Source organism: Candidatus Schekmanbacteria bacterium, from assembly GCA_016219965.1.
Lineage (GTDB): Bacteria > Schekmanbacteria > GWA2-38-11 > GWA2-38-11 > J061 > JACRJM01.
Genome location: JACRJM010000015.1, coordinates 35,731 through 50,674 on the forward strand (window position 1 = coordinate 35,731; position 14,944 = coordinate 50,674).

General features: G+C 31.8%; 11 protein-coding genes. 8 read left to right on the forward strand and 3 right to left on the reverse strand.

Translation table 11 applies throughout. The annotated features are described in order from the left end of the window. Positions 1-50: 50 nt before the first annotated feature. Genes HZA77_13570 through HZA77_13580 form a run of 3 tightly spaced genes read right to left on the reverse strand, consistent with a single transcriptional unit; the run spans position 51 to position 4,973 of the window. Positions 51-2,117 (reverse strand): glycosyltransferase family 39 protein, encoded by a 2,067-nt coding sequence (locus HZA77_13570; GenBank protein ID MBI5376457.1) that lies wholly within the window; start codon positions 2,115-2,117, stop codon positions 51-53. A 37-nt stretch (positions 2,118-2,154) separates the two neighbouring features. Further along, positions 2,155-3,528, reverse strand: coding sequence for a radical SAM protein (locus tag HZA77_13575; protein MBI5376458.1), 1,374 nt, complete (start codon positions 3,526-3,528; stop codon positions 2,155-2,157). Next, complete coding sequence (locus HZA77_13580; protein MBI5376459.1) at positions 3,525-4,973, reverse strand: FAD-dependent oxidoreductase; 1,449 nt, start codon at positions 4,971-4,973, stop codon at positions 3,525-3,527. The genes HZA77_13575 and HZA77_13580 overlap by 4 nt, the downstream gene beginning before the upstream one ends. A 491-nt stretch (positions 4,974-5,464) precedes the next feature. On the opposite strand from HZA77_13580, the gene HZA77_13585 reads away from it, so the two are divergent. The 8 genes from HZA77_13585 to HZA77_13620 all read left to right on the forward strand — a co-directional run bounded on the left by HZA77_13585 (position 5,465) and on the right by HZA77_13620 (position 14,943). Further along, positions 5,465-7,450 carry a PocR ligand-binding domain-containing protein gene (locus HZA77_13585; GenBank protein MBI5376460.1) on the forward strand — a complete coding sequence of 662 codons (1,986 nt, stop codon included), beginning with the start codon at positions 5,465-5,467 and terminating at the stop codon, positions 7,448-7,450. A gap of 194 nt (positions 7,451-7,644) precedes the next feature. Then, positions 7,645-8,463 carry a polysaccharide biosynthesis/export family protein gene (locus tag HZA77_13590; GenBank protein MBI5376461.1) on the forward strand — a complete coding sequence of 273 codons (819 nt, stop codon included), beginning with the start codon at positions 7,645-7,647 and terminating at the stop codon, positions 8,461-8,463. Then, a complete protein-coding gene (locus HZA77_13595; protein ID MBI5376462.1) occupies positions 8,460-9,740 on the forward strand; it encodes an outer membrane beta-barrel protein in 1,281 nt (426 codons plus the stop codon). The genes HZA77_13590 and HZA77_13595 overlap by 4 nt, the downstream gene beginning before the upstream one ends. A gap of 9 nt (positions 9,741-9,749) precedes the next feature. Next, the gene (locus HZA77_13600) at positions 9,750-11,264 is read left to right on the forward strand and encodes a hypothetical protein (protein MBI5376463.1); all 1,515 of its coding nucleotides are present in this window, start codon (positions 9,750-9,752) and stop codon (positions 11,262-11,264) included. A 22-nt stretch (positions 11,265-11,286) separates the two neighbouring features. Further along, on the forward strand, positions 11,287-12,111 hold the full coding sequence (locus HZA77_13605; protein MBI5376464.1) for a CpsD/CapB family tyrosine-protein kinase: 825 nt from the start codon (positions 11,287-11,289) through the stop codon (positions 12,109-12,111). Between the two features lie 33 nt (positions 12,112-12,144). After that, positions 12,145-12,612, forward strand: coding sequence for a response regulator (locus HZA77_13610; GenBank protein MBI5376465.1), 468 nt, complete (start codon positions 12,145-12,147; stop codon positions 12,610-12,612). A gap of 14 nt (positions 12,613-12,626) precedes the next feature. After that, positions 12,627-14,015: a sugar transferase gene (locus HZA77_13615; protein ID MBI5376466.1), complete on the forward strand. Its 1,389-nt coding sequence runs from the start codon at positions 12,627-12,629 to the stop codon at positions 14,013-14,015. A gap of 19 nt (positions 14,016-14,034) precedes the next feature. Beyond that, positions 14,035-14,943, forward strand: coding sequence for a DUF3473 domain-containing protein (locus tag HZA77_13620; protein ID MBI5376467.1), 909 nt, complete (start codon positions 14,035-14,037; stop codon positions 14,941-14,943). The last annotated feature ends 1 nt before the right edge of the window (position 14,944 follow it).

Below are 14,944 nucleotides of genomic sequence, written 5' to 3' on the forward strand. Positions count from 1 at the left end.
ATCCTAATGCGATAATTAGGATGACTAATATTTGCTTTCGGTATTTCACCTTATGATCTTCCCTTCAATTTTAATATTTTTGCTTTTCCAAAATCTTTTTCTATATTGTAATTTTTGTTAATAAATTCAATCACATCTGGGACTCTTTTTTCAATAGGTATTGGTGCTTCCAAAGCATAATGATAGCTGTAAATAATAAACGCCGGTTTGTTTGCCTCAAGTTCAGAAAGTAGTTCTTTTCTCATATCAGAAGTTACTGCGTTAAATTCATTTATGAATCTAGTAGGATTAGACCTGTCGCAGAGGAAATAATAAACAGGTTCCCTTGGAAAAGCATATATATAATCAGTTTCTGAAGTATTGTCTCGAATATAATTTACTACGTTTCTTATATGCTCTGCCCATTCATCAGGTGCTTCTATCTTATTAGCTCTTTCAATATTGATAGGTTCCATAATATTTGACTCTTTACTTAAATAATTTAGTGAAAACTTTTCTGATAGAGATGTAAAGAAAAACCTGGGTGCAACTCCTGGCCATATTATATAGCCAACAATTCCAGAGAGCAAAAAAAGTAAAAATAGGGAATATATAAAAAAAAGTGGAATTCTATTCCTGACTTTTTTTGAATTTATGATATTTTTAGCAAGCATTGTTGATTCTTTCATAGAAAGAGCCGCAAGAATCATTCCCGGAGGAAGACAAAAAAGATTCCTGTCGAGACCTGACATCCCAAAAGCTACTTTAAAGTATAAAATGCCAAAAAACAAAAGACCAAAAATTTTTATGTCTTTTTTTTCCCACATATGAAAAATAAATTTTTCTGATAAAGTGATTAATAGAATTAAAAAGAAAATAATTGGCCAGTATACTGTTAAGGTTTTTAATAGTTCTTCACCTGTTTTGTAACTTGGAGAATTTAAGAAAACTGATACAGAGTTCTCGAAATTAGGGAATGGCCTTGAGAATAGTCCAATGCTGTAATATTTGGGGATATCTATCATATATCTGATGTAAAAGGACAATGCACCAGTGACATAAAAAAAACTTAGGGAAGGTATTAGTGGAATCATAAGACCAAAAATGAATCGTGGGATTCTGATAAAGTTTTTACTTAGCATCAAAACAAACATGCAAGATATAACAGCAATTATTCCTGCGTCATTGCTAAAAAGGAGAGAAATCCCCGCCATGACTCCTGCAAAAAGAATGTTTATCTTTTTCCCAGAATCGATATATTTGTAAATGAAAAGAAGCGAGGCTAGCCCTGATGCTGCTCTGAAAGTTGTATCGTGAATGGCTGGCAATACAGGGAAGTACATTATTATAAAAATAGTCAAAGCTAAAATAGAATACCATTTGCTTTGGAAAATATTTCTAAAAAGGTAATATACAATTATAAAACCCAAAAAATAGAGGCAATAGCAGAATATTCTGAAAATAAGTATTGAAGGACCAAACAATTTTATGATTAACAAAAGGCTGTATGACATTAGCGGTCCATAAAAACTTAACGTGTCTTTGTAAAGAACCTTTCCCTTTGCAAGCTCATTTGCCCACGCATAATGCATACCCTCCTCACCGAAGAAGCCCCATGGTGCGAACCATGCTTTAAAAAAGAAATTTATGTCGAAACTTAGAAAAAATATTACAACTGGTATAAGAAGATAATAAAAATAATCTTTTTGTATAATACTGGAACCCATTGGGGATAAGTTATCGTTTCTCATTGGTATATTTAACGTGATTATATCTGATGCATTTTTCTTTTTAGAAAGTAATAGAGCACAAATATAAGCAGATACTAATGCTATTGAGGCTGTTATCAATAGCCCTGAAAAATAATAGAATGATTCCAAGTCCTTTGGATACGATGCGTTGACGGCACTGCTTATTATTCCCACCTTTTTGGCTTCTATCAATCCAGCACTTTCGATAGGGACAGTTTTAATTAGTAAATATGTTAATATAATCCCTACGGTAGCTCCGACAATTGTTGAGATTATTAGGTAGAATCTATTCTGTATATTTCTTGCAGTATTACTAATTCTGTTGTGTCTCTCTGAAGCGTTTTTAAGCCAATCCCAAGTATTTAGGTTTTTAATGTTACATTTCACTTTACTGCTACCTTTTGATTTTCAGGTATGGGATATCTCAGTGTTTTATTTTAAAAATATTAAAATCGCTTATTCGTTGTAAAATAAATTTCAACTGTGAAAGCTTGAAAAATTTTAGCAACGTCAGCATTTGACGCGGTCTGAAGAAGAAACTTCTAAAGGCTTTTGAAGAAGCATTCTGAAGTGTTTTGCTGCTTAAACCTTCAGGGATCCATGTCACATCCTGATAACTTCTATAGGATGAAGGAGAGAGATTAGTACTTGCTCCGAGCTTATGAAAAAGTTCTGATCCTGGGAGAAGATCTAAGAGAAGAAATTGAGCCCTATCGAGAGGAATCTTTTTTGCAAATCTTATAGTTTCGTTTATAGTTTCTTCAGTTTCTCCTGGAAGTCCAAAAATGAAGAACCCCTGAGTTATAATACCTGCTTTCTTGGATTCTCTTATAGCATATTCAATAATTTCCAAATTTGTTTTTTTATGAATATTATCCAGGATTCTCTGATTCCCGGATTCAATTCCGAATGCTAAATAATAGCATCCGCTTTCTTTCATAAGTGATAATAATTCAGGCGTAACTGTTTCAACACGAATACCATTAGGGGTAGCCCAAGATATTTTAAGATTGCGAGCAATAATTTCTTGGCATATTTGTTCTACGTGGCTTTTCTTAAGGGTCAGGTTGTCATCTTCAAAATGAATTTCCTTAACTCCGAATTCTTTTACAAGTAACTCTATTTCATCAACTACATTTTTAGGAGATCTGAATCTTATCTTTTGCTTCCATATAAAAGGGCTCGCACAGAATGAACATGCAAAAGGGCAACCACGTGATGAAATGATTGGTGCAACTGGAAAGTTTTTTATTAGTCCTCCATGCGGAGCCTTCTCATAAGACTTGGGGTTCATCTGTTCCCAATCAGGCAATGGGAGGGAATCAATATCTTTTATAAATTCTCGATCTTTTATATTCCCGTTATTAAGTTTGTAAACACCTTTAATATCTCTAGGAGCTTTAGTTCCTGATGATAGATGATTTGCAAGGTCGAGCATAGATTCTTCTCCCTCGCCGACTACTGCAAAATCAGCTCCGCTTTCTTCCAGAGATTTCTTTGGTACTGCTGTAACGTGTGGACCACCAATAACGGTAATTATATCTTTTTTTTTACAGCGCCCTATTAAATCACATACTTCAGGATAATAGTCGGTTAGCACACTGATTCCAACTAATTCACAACCGTATTCCTGGCATATATCTGCAATTTTCTCATTTGAAAGGGCATAGTTTAGTCCATCTAACAATTTTGTTTCATTAAATCCATGTTTTTTCAGATATGCTGAAATGTACCCCAATCCCAATGGCGGAGTAATTAAATGAGTGTGATAAGATGGTCTCGCTAAAACTATTTTCATTCTAAGCTTTCTATTTTGGCCTGCCTTGCATCATGCTCAAAAATTTCCTCGTCACTTGCAATCCTTAAAATCTCAGTTTTGGGGAGACCAAATAGTATATGTTCTGCGGCAAGAAGACCCATCTCGATGGAATGATCCATATTATTATATCTAAAGAGCCCCTGTCTGCCGCAACAGATTAGGTTCTCGAATGAATTTATAAATGGTATGGCTGCTCGAAGATGGTCCTTGTAATCAAGTCTATAAATAGGATAAGCGTGCTCTGTCTTAGTAATAAAATATTCTATGGTATTTTCTTTTATATCTTTGAATCCTATTTTTGAAAGATCATTTATACATCTTTCATAAATAGCTTTTTTATCTGCATTCCATATTTTATCTCCAATATTACATGCTATCTCAAGTATTAGAGAAGTTTTATGAGCAGGTGAACTGTGTGGACTCCAGTTTTTAGGTTCCTGTATACGCATAAATAGATATTCCGATTCAGGTATATATATCCATGTATTGTCAGAAACAATTTCCTTATCAAGAAGTATATTGAGAAATATTAGCGCCCTGAAGGTCATCTTCTTTGAGACTTGAATGAGATGATCTGGGGCGGGGGGATCAAGCTTTTGTATAAATTCAGGTAGTGGGATTGTTGATATTATAAAGTCTGCTGAAATTTCTTTTTCCTCGTTATCTGAGAAAATAATTACGCTAGTAATTTTGTTTCCATTTCGTTTTATTTTTTTTACATTATAAGAGAGAAAAAAATCTCCTTTATTTTCACTTACTATTTCTGCCATTCTTTCAGGAATTCTACCAATCCCTTTCTCAGGGTAGTAAAATTTTGTTGCATAAGTTTTAGGTGCATTCTTTTTCTTGCCTAAAAGTCTTTTAAATACATCCCAGAGATTTAGAAGGGAAATTCTTTGGGCTGCCCAATCAGAAGATATTAGAGTTGGTTTTACTCCCCATAGTTTCTCTGAATAAGGACCAAAGTATATGTTGTAGAGGGATCTTCCAAACCTGTTAACGACCCAATCTTCAAATGAAACATCTTTTTTGTTTAAAAGCTTTCTTGATATGGTTGCTACTATATAATCAAAAAAACATTTTATTGAAACAGACAATTTAAGTTTTGTTACGAGATCTTTTGCTTCTAGAGGATAAGAAAAATATTTGCCTTGAAGTCTTATAGTGCTTTTTCTATCACGCGTTATTACTTCATCAGACATCAAATTATAAATTTCTTTTGCAAGCTCTACATTTTGAGTTATAAATCTGTGTCCACCAAGATCAAAATGATATTCTCCATGCCTTATCGTTTGGCAAAGACCTCCGACCTGCGCTTCTTTTTCAACAAAAATTACATGATTGTTTGCTATGGACAGTTTCCACCCTGCGCTTAATCCACAAGGCCCAGCTCCAAGTATCAATATTTTTCTTTTTTCGTCCATTATCTTTGTTTGAAATTTTTATTCACTAATCGGGTATGATAACGTACTTTTTAAATAATATGTGAAACATCTAAGTCATATGTTTGATATATTTTTTAATCCTTAAAAATGTTCTGTTATACGTACTATTCTCAATGTAATTTTTTAACTTATACAATAGTAGGTAAATCCTCAAGCTTAATTTACACTTAATATAGAACCTGATTTTAAGAAAACATTGTTTTGGATAAAGTGCTATTTGACAATTATAGGTAAGAACGTCGAACTTTTATACATTATAACTTGTTGATAATCTATAGTATTTTATAACTTGAACATATTTGTAGCAAAAAAGTGTCGGAATTTTAGACAGTTTTTTTTTAAAAAAAATTTTTTTTTGAAAACGCAATATTTTTCCTTTGATAAATCAATATGTTAATTATACTAATGGGAATTGGCACAAATGTTGCTTTATTTTTATATACTGTGTGATTTAATATTAAAAAAAGTATATGAAATCAAATTATAAAACCTCTATCGAGTTTTGGAAAGATTTCTTAGAAAATTTATCTGAGATACATGGAATATTTTTGCAGTTAATTGGTAAGAATGGGGTTTCTTATTCTAAGTCATTTAATCAGCGGACAATATGTTCCTATCTGAAAAGATTCAATAAAACTGTAGATGAATGTTCCAAATCCTGCCATGATCTTATACTAAAATGCATAGAAGAACGTGAAGTAAAGAGAATATCTTGCTACATGGGAGTAGAATACTTTGCAGTTCCAGTATTACTAGACAACGGTGAAATTGCCGCTGTTGCTGGAGGTAAAGTATTAACAACAATTCCCTATAGAGAGTCTTATGCTGAACTCTGTGAGAGATATGGCTTAGATTTAGATGAGGTATTAAATTCGATAAATGAGCTTAAGTTTATGAAAGATTCTGCAATAGATTCATATATTAAGATGATTGAAAAGTTCGGTAATAGTTCTGCTTCTGCTTTTTCAGATTTGAGAGAGCTTAAACGTAGTGAATATATTTTTAAGAAAAGTTTTGATGCTATGGAGGAAATTTGTTCTTCTATTGGCTCATTAGAAAAATTTTATTTTGCCATCCTGAACTTTATTACAACTAATTTTAATATAAAAGATGCATCGCTATTAGTGATTAATGAAAATCGATATGAAACAGTAGCGGACATAAGAGATTTTAAAAGCAAAGGCATATTTTCCCAGGTTAGTATATCTTCTACCTCTCATCTTATTGATCAATTAAAGAACAGAGAAACTGGATATCTGGTAGTAACTGATCCCAGTAAGCTTGAGGAATTTGGTATTAAGTGGGGTACTCAATCACTTTCTATTTTCCCGGTTATAACTGGAAGCGGTATGTGGGGAATGATTCTTGTTTTTGATTTTATTTCGAATAATGAGCAAATGGATGATATTTCAAAGTTCTGTGTTAATTTGAAACAAGGAATTGAAAACTTTTTAATTAAGGAAAAAATAGAAAGTATAGGACAGCAAAAAGTTGTATTTAAAAAAATTGTTGAAGATTTAAAAAAATATAATGATGTTAATGAACTGTTAATAACAGTTGCTAACAAAATTGGCTGGTATTTTAATGCTCAAAGAGTTTCAATTGCGATTGTTGATGAAGAAGCTGGCAGGCTTGAGTTAAAGGCTGTGCGTGGAATAGATAAAAATATCATCAATAATGTTAAATACCTTGCTGAAAACAGCATCAGTAATCATGTTTTTAAATCTGGCACTCCCATTTTTGTTAGAGATATAATGAATGATGAGAAATTTTCTAAAATGGCTCATCTTGGCTGTAATGGACGTGCTTTTGCAAGTGTTCCGTTAAGAAATAATGGGACATCGCTTGGTGTTGTAAATTTGAGTGATATCACAGATCAGTCGAATTTGGATGAAGAGTATTTTGAGGCACTAGAGGATTTAATAAAGGTGGCGGCACTGATAATAGAGAAAGCTATTTGCAAGAAAGAATTAGGAAGTATAAACCTTAAATATGTCGATGAAACCACCGGTATTTATAACAAAAAATATTTTACTGAGTATGCAAAAAATACCATAGAAAATTCAAAAAGATATAACCGTAATACTTCTATTGTGCTATTAGATTTTGGCGAAGGGAATGGTATAAATGAAATTAATGTAGAGGATAAGATGAGAACCACTGTAAATGATGCCAGAAAACTTATAAGACGCTCAGATATAATGGCTGCTTATGATAAAAACAAATTTGCTTTTTTATTGCCAGATACTGAAAAGGATGGAGCTCTTATTTTTGCAAGAAAGATTCAGGCGAAAGTTCATGATTTGATATTGCTTTCAGATAAAATTGGCGAAATAAAAGTTAAGGTTGGTGTAAGTACATTCCCAGATGATGGTGATACGTTGGGTGAATTGACATTTATTGCAAAGAATGCCCTTGGTGGTTCAGATAATCCTTCATCTAGTTTCATAGAATAACCTGTAAAAACGGTTTTGTAGAATTTTATTTCCAAATTATTCCATATTCAATCTTTTAACCTTCTGCTTTAAAATTCAACTAATTAGCTTGACTACATTCTTTTATATATTAAGATTCAATCATTGAAAATGTACATATTAATGAGCTGATATTTTTTCACGATATGAGTTACACCTCTAATTGGAGGAATTAGATGAATTATTATAAAAAAGTTATGTTTATTTTATTATTTTTTTGTTTGTCTATAGTAGGTGTTTTGCGTGCATCAGACGAATATATAATTGGAGAAGAAGATATTATTGAAATATCAGTTTGGAAGAATCCCGAATTAAGTAAAGTTGTTGTTGTGAGACCTGATGGAATGATTTCATTGCCACTTATAGATGATATCCAGGCTAAAGGCATGACAGCGCTTCAATTGAGAGATAAGCTAATTGAAAAACTAACAAAATTTATTGAAGTCCCTGATATTACAGTCACTCTTAGAGAAATCAACTCATATAAAGTCTATGTTATATATAACGGTCAAGGTCAATCTGGGGAATTTACTCTTAAACGAAATGTAAATCTTCTTCAGTTTTTCGCGAAAATCGGTGGTATTAAAGATATTGATTTGAAACAGTCTTATATTCTTCGTGATAATAAAAAAATTGATGTGGATATGAACAAACTTATTGATGATAATGATTTGGCACAAAACATAGAATTAAAGCCAAATGATACATTTTTTTTTCAGGATAAATTTTCTTCTCGAATCACTGTAATAGGGCAGGTACAGAAACCTGGTATTGTTAGCTACAGGAAAGGACTTACTTTGGTTGATGTTATATTGGAAAGTGGAGGAGTTACTGATTTTGCACGCTCTTCTGGTACAAAAGTAATTAGGAAGGCTGATGGGGAAGAAAAAATAATTAAAGTCGATATGGCTGATATATTGGAAGATGGAGAAATAGATAAAAATATTCCTGTAGAGCCTGGTGATACTGTGATTGTGCCAAAAGGATTCCTGTGACCTGTATAAGAAAAACAATTTTACTTTTTTTGTTGGCTATTATTTTATCACTCTGTTTAATGGTGAATGCTAACTATTGTTGTGCCGGAGGTTTTGATTTACGTGGTTCTATTGGAGTTGATGAAGAATATAATGACAATGTTTTTCTGCTTCGTTCAAAAAAAATAGATGATTTCATGACTAGAGTGAGACCTATTGTTGATCTAACATACAGAATTAATGAAAAAAATTATTTAGAAACTAGCTATTCAGGTGAGGCAATATTTCATAGGAAAAGCACACCCTATGTTAATGACGAAATGAGGCATACCCTAGATTCTCGATTACAAATAGCTCCACTGAATAATGTAGTGTTATTTTTGAAAGATGATTACAGCGAAATCCCAATAGATACGCGTGAACCAGATCGCTTTAAAGGTAGAAATCGTAACCTTACTGGAAAAAATGATTTCAATATTTCTTTGTCATATCTAAGGGATTATACTGCAACAATTAACACAGAATTTAAAGCCTATTATGATGATATAAGGATTAATTCTAATTCAATCAATAATAAAGAAACAGTGGGTTGTTCACTTCAATTGAATAAAATAATTTCAAATAATACTTCTATTTTTGGAAAAGTTATTGCTGAATCAGTAAACCAGAGTATAGCATCTGATTATGATTTAATGTCATACCAGGGTGGTTTCACATATGAGCAACTTAAAAAACTTAAATTGTTTTTTACAGGTGGAGTAGTGAATAAAGATTATAAAACTGCAAAAAACCTCGATGAGTTTTTTTTAGAAGCAAATGGCGAATATGCAATACTTCAAAATTTATATTTAACTGGAAGTTTCAAAAAAGGTTTTGAAGATAATGAAGAAAGAAGAAATGCGAAAAAAAATGCATATGAACTTAAGAATTATACTGTGGGGTTTGAATATAGGCTTATAGGAAATGGAGTGATAAAAGTTTCAGGTTTTTCGAATAAGAAAGATTTCAAACAAGCTAATAGAATGGATAAGTCAAAAGGGTTAGGATTAGATGGGACTATTTTTTTTACAAAATTAATGTCATTCATGTTTAATGTAAATTACAGTAAAAGTAAATTTCTGTCAGAAGAACAGAATAGAAATGATAAAACTTTGCTGTTAGGATGTGGAATATTTATTCATCCTTTTAGTTGGCTGCAGACAGGAGTTCGCTATCTTAGGACAGATAGGAATTCGAATATTAATATAAGAGATTATATTGTGAACCGCTATACTTATAATATAACTTTATTGTTTTAATAATGTGTTATGGCTGAGACCTCTAAAATACATTTAAGAGATTATGTGGAAATTCTTTATAAGAGAAGGTTCTATTTTTTATCTATATTCTTTTTGATGACTACGATAGTTACGATCATAAGCTATTTTCTACCAAAGGTTTATGTTTCGACTGCATTAATACTTATAGAAAAACAACAAGTTATCAAGAATATGGTTGGTGGTGAAGGTGTTTTGAGAGAGGATATGAAAAGTAAAATAATGACTTATAATGAAAGAATAATAAGTACAAATAATTTATTGAGTGTAATTAAAAAACTAGATCTGGATGTTAATTTAAAAACTCCAAGAGCAATGGAAAACATGATTAACAAGATCAGATCCAATATAGATGTAACAGTTAAAGGAATTAATTTATTTGAGATAACATATGAAGATGAAGATCCAAAACTTGCTATGTTGATTACCAGGACTCTTACTGATAATTTTATCGAATCAACATTGAATGAATCTAGAACTCAAAGTCACTCAGTATTTGATTTTATTAAAGGCATGGCAGAACAATATAAGAAAAACTTGGAAGATTCAGAAAACACTCTTGAAAATTTTAAGAAACAGCACATAGGTGAACTTCCGGGAGAAGTAAATTCTAATCTGACAAAACTTTCACAATTCGACTCAATGTATACCGAAACAAAACTAGCGCTTGATGTAGCATTTCTGAAAAAGAAGAAAATTGAAGAACAGATTGAAAAAGAAAAACCCTTTATCAATCCTCAAGGAGATACACGAGAAAGATTAAAATCTCTCGAAGCAAAACTCGCTCAACTAATGTCTATGTATACAGAAAATTATCCTGAGGTTAAGATGCTTAAAAAAATAATAGAAAACACTAAGAAACAGATAAGTGGAGAGATTCCTGATGGAACACCGGACAATCCTGAAATGGCTTTACCAAACCCCGTATATCAAAAATTAAAAGAATCATTAAGTGATGTAGAAATTGAAATAACTTCTTTGAATGGTAAACTTCAAAGCTATCAAAATAAGCTTAATGAATATTCTGATAAAGCTAAGTCAGTACCGGAACAGGAACAGGAACTTACAAAAATAACAAGAGACTATAAAGTAAATGAAGAGATTTATCAAATGCTTTTGAGAAGACTTGAAGAAGCAAGAATAACAAAAGAACTTCAGGCTGATGAAGAAGGTGAAAAATACAGAATAGTAGATCCTCCTTTAACGCCTATTAATCCTATCAAACCCAATAGAGCAAGAATAATGCTTATTGGATTATTATTAGGAGTTGGAGCTGGTATAGGTATAGTTGTATTGCTTGAATATTTTGACCATTCAATAAGAGAACTTAATGATGCCAAATCTTTTTTCCAAATTCCAATTTTAGGAACAATTCCCGAAATATTACTTGATGATGATGTTAAGAGGATAAAAAAATATAATATAAGAGCAGCCCTACTGGGATTTGTCTATCTGCTAATGTTATTTGCTCTTATTATAAGAGAGTTTTTAAAATATAATTCATAAGTTATTTTAAGGATATAGATACATGAGCATAAAAAATGTTTTTCTAAATCTATTTCGAATGTCTTCATTTAAAAGAAAAAAGCCTGAGATTAATAATGATGTTGGGAATGTTGAATTAGAAGGAGATGCAGTAAATAGTTCAAAACAACTTAACTCAATTTTAGTATGCAACATGGATCAACGTTCTCCTATAGCAGAACAATACCGAAATTTAAGAAATCAAGTGTTATCAGAATCTAAAATAAATAATTACAAAATATTAAGCATAACGAGCTCAGTTAGAGATGAAGGTAAAACAACTACATGTGCAAATTTAGCCATCATGTTAGCAGCGAAACCAGAATTAAATATTCTAATTATAGATGGTGATATGAGAATGCCGTCATTGCACAAATTATTTGGGATCCAAAATGATAATGGACTTAGCGATTTGCTTCAGTATAAAGCGGAATTCGAGTCGTGTGTTAGAAATACTTTTATAGATAATTTAAAAATGTTACCCGCTGGTGAACTTCCAAGTAGTCCCTCTGAGCTTATTTCCTCAATGAAAATGCGTGAGTTGTTAAGCTATCTTAAAACGAGAAAAGATATAGACTATGTTCTGATAGATACACCTCCACTAATACCAACTACAGATCCACGCGTTCTTGCTGTTTTGGTTGATGCGTCTATTTTGGTAGTTAAAGCAAATAAAACATTTAGGGAAGCTATTTCGCATAGTCTTTCACTTTTTGGAGGAGGGAAAGTGCTTGGTGTTGTGCTAAATAATCTTAGCGGGTTATCATCATATTATCCTTATTATTATTCATATGCATATGGATATGATGATTATGAAAAAGGAGAGTAGGTTGGAAACAGGGTTTCCCCTAAGGAGAAAATATTGAGCAAAATTCTGTTTATTGATGATGACGAAACCATGAGAGAAGCGGTTTCTAGAGCTATTGGAACTATGGGACATATCTGTGAGACTGCTGCAGATGGGTTTGAAGGATTAAAAAAAATTAAAGAGGAAAATTATGATCTTGTTATAACAGATATGCGTATGCCAAAACTGGATGGAAAGGAGTTTACAAAAAGAGCTATTCAATTTGACAAAGGAATATTAGTAATAGTTCTGACTGGTTATGGCTCAGTTGAATCGGCAGTTGAACTACTGAAACTTGGGGCATATGATTATTTAGAAAAACCCTTGAATTTCGAAGATCTCGAATTTGTAATTAATAGAGCCCTTGAAAAGAAAAAGATGGAAGGACAATTGAGTTTTTTTAAGGGAATGATATATACACTGATAATATCAATTCCTATCTGGCTTATACTTGGCATAATACTTGCTGCTTTTTTATCTTAACTTGAAGTATCAAAATGTACACTATACTGAATATCCCGATTAGAAAAACGCGATTATTGGGATTTTTGTTGTTTCTAAGTGAGACAATTCACATAATAATTTTTTTTTGTGTTGCGGCTTACATTCGCTATAATAGTTTTCATGATATTTCAAAACAGTTGTATTTAATCCCAATTTTCTGCCTCGTATATACTTCCTTCCTCTATTTCTTTGATTTTTATAATTTAGAGTTTAGGATCACAAAGATCGGACTTATGATCCGCATAGCAATGGTTGATATACTGGGAACGTGTCTGATTATAATGGGGTCATATTCATTTAATCTACTGATTGACAAAAAATTATTGTTCTATTGGTTTCTAATATTTCTTTTTTTATACCCTGTTTGGCGACAAATCTTTATTTTTATTACCAGGAAACCAATGAGACCAGAAAATATCTTGATAGTTGGTAACGACTGGTCTGTGGAAGAGCTTATTAAAGAGATAAATTACTCTCGATTTTCTTCTTATGATATAAAAAGTATTTTGAGTGAGAATAACAATGATCCCGCGGAAATAGAGGGAGTTAAAGTTATTAATGGATCTTACAATTTAAAGGCACTCGTTAAAGATCTTTCTATAGATAAAGTAGTTGTATCAACTTACAAGGAAATGCACAAAGACCTAATAACAGAACTTTTAGATTGTAGATTAATGGGAATTGAAATTATTGAGCTCCCTAACTTTTACAGAAAAATTACAGGGAAGATACCAGTAAGGCATTTTCAGAATTCTTGGTTTATTTTTTCAAATGGTTTTGAAAGAATAAGAAAGCCTTTTGTATTTAAGGTTAAGAGAATAATAGATATTTTTCTCACAATAGTAGGATTAATAATTGCGGCACCATTGATGGTAATAATAGCAATACTTATAAAGCTTGATTCAGACGGTTCAGTTTTTTATGTTCAAGAACGTCTAGGGCTTAATGAGAAACCATTTAAACTAATAAAATTTCGTTCAATGACAAAAGATGCTGAAAAAGAATCAGGTCCTGTTTGGTCAATGAAAAATGATTCACGTGTTTCCCGTGTTGGAAGGTTATTGAGACCGACAAGGCTGGACGAAATTCCTCAGCTTCTAAATGTTTTAAAAGGTGAAATGACCTTTGTGGGGCCGAGGCCGGAAAGGCCTTTTTTTATTGAAAGATTAAAAAAACAAATACCATATTATTCTCTAAGATTTGCTGTTAAACCAGGTATCACAGGATGGGCTCAGGTTAAATATCATTATGGAGATTCAGTTGAGGATGCTCTAGAAAAACTTCAATACGATTTATATTATATCCAAAACATATCTCTTATATTAGATATATATATACTGCTTAGAACGATTATGGTTGTTCTGAGTGGAAAAGAAAGATAAATAATACAAGGTGCTTCCTATATCTACCCATAATGCCCTTACTATTGATGTTGAAGATTATTATCAGGTAAGTGCTTTTGAACATGTGGTTTCATACAGCGAATGGGGAAATTATCAATCTCGCGTTACAACAAATACCTTAAAGATCCTTAATCTTCTTGATGAATCAGGAACAAAAGCAACTTTTTTCATACTTGGGTGGATAGCTGAAAAGTTTCCTGAGATAGTAAGACAAATTAAGGAAAAAGGTCATGAAATCGCAAGTCACGGTTATAAGCATTCAATAATTTATAATTTTACTCCTGAGGAATTCAGAAATGATTTAAGAAAATCAAAATCTATATTAGAAAATTTGGTTGGAGTAAAAATAAAAGGATATAGAGCCCCGAGTTTTTCCATTACACATAACTCGATTTGGGCTTTAGAGATATTGTCTGAAGAAGGATTTGAATATGACTCAAGTGTATTTCCTATTTATCATGATCGCTATGGGATTCCATCAGCACGTTTTCACCCTTATAAAATTTATCTAAATAATGGGAAAACAATATTTGAATTTCCTCCACTTACGTATAGGTTTTTTGGAAAAAACTTACCGCTTGGAGGAGGAGGTTATATGAGACTTCTACCAGTACGCCTAATGATATGGCAACTGAAGAGAATTAATTTATGTAATATTCCAGGAGTTATTTATTTTCATCCGTGGGAGCTTGATCCAAACCAACCATTTATAGATTCTGGAAGTAAGCTAACTAATTTAAGACACAAAATTGGTCTAAAGAAAATGGAGGAGAAAATAATAAAGCTTTTAAAACATATAAACTTTAGTTCTATTGATTTCATCATTAATAACTATTCTTTCAATGATAAGGTTAATATTGCTGGCTTGCTAAGTAATAATTCTCATAAAAAATTAATAAATCTATAGT

Excerpts from the sequence above, each read along its gene's own strand:
- HZA77_13580 (MBI5376459.1), bottom strand. The coding sequence starts at position 4,973 with ATGGACGAAAAAAGAAAAATATTGATACTTGGAGCTGGGCCTTGTGGA.
- HZA77_13600 (MBI5376463.1), top strand. The coding sequence starts at position 9,750 with ATGGCTGAGACCTCTAAAATACATTTAAGAGATTATGTGGAAATTCTT.
- HZA77_13585 (MBI5376460.1), top strand. The coding sequence starts at position 5,465 with ATGAAATCAAATTATAAAACCTCTATCGAGTTTTGGAAAGATTTCTTA.
- HZA77_13575 (MBI5376458.1), bottom strand. The coding sequence starts at position 3,528 with ATGAAAATAGTTTTAGCGAGACCATCTTATCACACTCATTTAATTACT.
- HZA77_13615 (MBI5376466.1), top strand. The coding sequence starts at position 12,627 with ATGTACACTATACTGAATATCCCGATTAGAAAAACGCGATTATTGGGA.
- HZA77_13590 (MBI5376461.1), top strand. The coding sequence starts at position 7,645 with ATGAATTATTATAAAAAAGTTATGTTTATTTTATTATTTTTTTGTTTG.
- HZA77_13605 (MBI5376464.1), top strand. The coding sequence starts at position 11,287 with ATGAGCATAAAAAATGTTTTTCTAAATCTATTTCGAATGTCTTCATTT.